This window comes from Xenorhabdus sp. PB61.4, from assembly GCF_963894935.1.
In the GTDB taxonomy this organism is placed as follows: domain Bacteria; phylum Pseudomonadota; class Gammaproteobacteria; order Enterobacterales; family Enterobacteriaceae; genus Xenorhabdus; species Xenorhabdus stockiae.
Genome location: NZ_CAWQJR010000127.1, coordinates 1 through 1,538 on the forward strand (window position 1 = coordinate 1; position 1,538 = coordinate 1,538).

At 46.4% G+C, this 1,538-nt stretch carries 4 protein-coding genes; all 4 read left to right on the plus strand.

The annotated features are described in order from the left end of the window. Positions 1-67: 67 nt before the first annotated feature. The 4 genes from AACX68_RS07280 to AACX68_RS07295 are packed head-to-tail and all read left to right on the plus strand — an operon-like array spanning position 68 to position 1,475. Positions 68-400, plus strand: a complete 333-nt coding sequence (locus tag AACX68_RS07280; RefSeq protein ID WP_228860858.1) for a phage holin, lambda family — start codon at positions 68-70, stop codon at positions 398-400. Continuing rightward, the gene (locus tag AACX68_RS07285) at positions 381-782 is read left to right on the plus strand and encodes a structural protein (RefSeq protein ID WP_228860855.1); all 402 of its coding nucleotides are present in this window, start codon (positions 381-383) and stop codon (positions 780-782) included. The genes AACX68_RS07280 and AACX68_RS07285 overlap by 20 nt, the downstream gene beginning before the upstream one ends. Beyond that, complete coding sequence (locus AACX68_RS07290) at positions 779-1,252, plus strand: lysis protein (protein WP_228860856.1); 474 nt, start codon at positions 779-781, stop codon at positions 1,250-1,252. Before AACX68_RS07285 ends, AACX68_RS07290 begins: the two co-directional genes overlap by 4 nt. Continuing rightward, a complete protein-coding gene (locus tag AACX68_RS07295) occupies positions 1,233-1,475 on the plus strand; it encodes an Acb2/Tad1 domain-containing protein (RefSeq protein ID WP_228860857.1) in 243 nt (80 codons plus the stop codon). Before AACX68_RS07290 ends, AACX68_RS07295 begins: the two co-directional genes overlap by 20 nt. Positions 1,476-1,538 lie beyond the last annotated feature (63 nt).

Consider the following 1,538-nt stretch of genomic DNA (forward strand, 5'->3'; position numbering starts at 1 on the left):
ACTCACAGGGGCGACCACAGACTCACCCCACGGACGCCCATTGTTCTGATGGGGTGGAAATATGAAGATGAAAGAAGATCCTAATATCTGGGTACACCTCAGTGACTGGCTAGTTTCGGTAAGAGAGCAAGGTATCTTGGCAACCCTTGCTGGAACGATGGCATTTCTTCGCGGTCGCTATCACGGTGGTGGCTGGCTAAAGGTCTCCATCGATGCCTTTATGTGTGCCATGTTCGCTTGGTTCATTCGTGACGTATTAAATCTGTTTGGTCTGAATCCTGATTTGGCCTACATCGGCAGTGTGGTGATTGGCTATCTGGGGACAGACTTTATTGGTCAATTGCTGCGTAAGGCGGCGGAGAAGAAAGCGGGAGGCAGCAATGACGAGAGGCATTCGTAATAACAACCCCGGCAATATTGATTATAACCCCGCGAACAAGTGGCAAGGTCTATTGCCGCATGACCCGAATATTGAAAAGCGGTTCTGTCGATTTGAGTCTCCAGAGTATGGCATCCGGGCACTGATGAAACTGCTGTGTAATTATCATAAGGGTGGACATAACAGCGTATCTAAGATTATCAATCGCTGGGCACCTTCGATAGAAAATAACACGACGGCTTACATTAATGGGGTTGCTAAGGCGCTCAATGTTGACCAGTTTGAGAGGATTGAAGTCAATAAGTCCACGCTGATTGCTTTGTCTAAATCGATTATCCGGCACGAGAATGGCAAACAGCCTTATTCTGATGACATATTCACTCGGGCATTTGAGATGCTATGAAAATTAATAGTCAGCTCTTCATTGTTGGTGCAATGACTCTCCTGTCTACTCTGCTCTGTTTAACTTACTGGCAGTATCAGAAAAAAGTTAAAGATTACACAGAGCTGAATGAGAAATATCAAGCACAAGTCATCGCGACAAAGCAGCAGCAAGAGCGTATCCAACATCTTTCCGAACTAGACAGGGTTCACACTCAGGAACTCGCCAATGCCAAGACTGAAATCGATACTCTTCGGGCTGATGTTGCCGCTGGTCGTCGCAAGCTGCGCATCAAGGCCACCTGTCCTGTGTCTGAAGCCACTTCCTCCGGCAGCGTGGGCGGTGCAGAAACCCCACAACTTACAGAGCCAGCTAAACAAGATTATTACGATCTCCTCAGAATGATGGTGGAGAATGAACGACAAACTAAGTATTTGCAGGATTACGTTAATACTGAATGTAGAGGAAATGATGGAAAATCAACACCGTAAAATCACTGGTTACCGTGAATTATCCCAAGATGAAATTGATTGCATGAACAAGATTAAGGCGCTGGGAGAGGAATTAGGCCAGCTCTATGATCATCTCGTAGTAACACATACACAAACCGGAAACCACCAAATTGATATGCGTTGGTTGAACGAAGGACGCACTGACTTGCAAAAAGGGATTATGTGCTGGGTTCGTGCCGTGGCTCAACCAACTACATTCTGAATAGCTGCCTGAGAACAGATGATTCTGGGATTGCAAGAGTATGTTAGGACGCAGTGTGGGTGA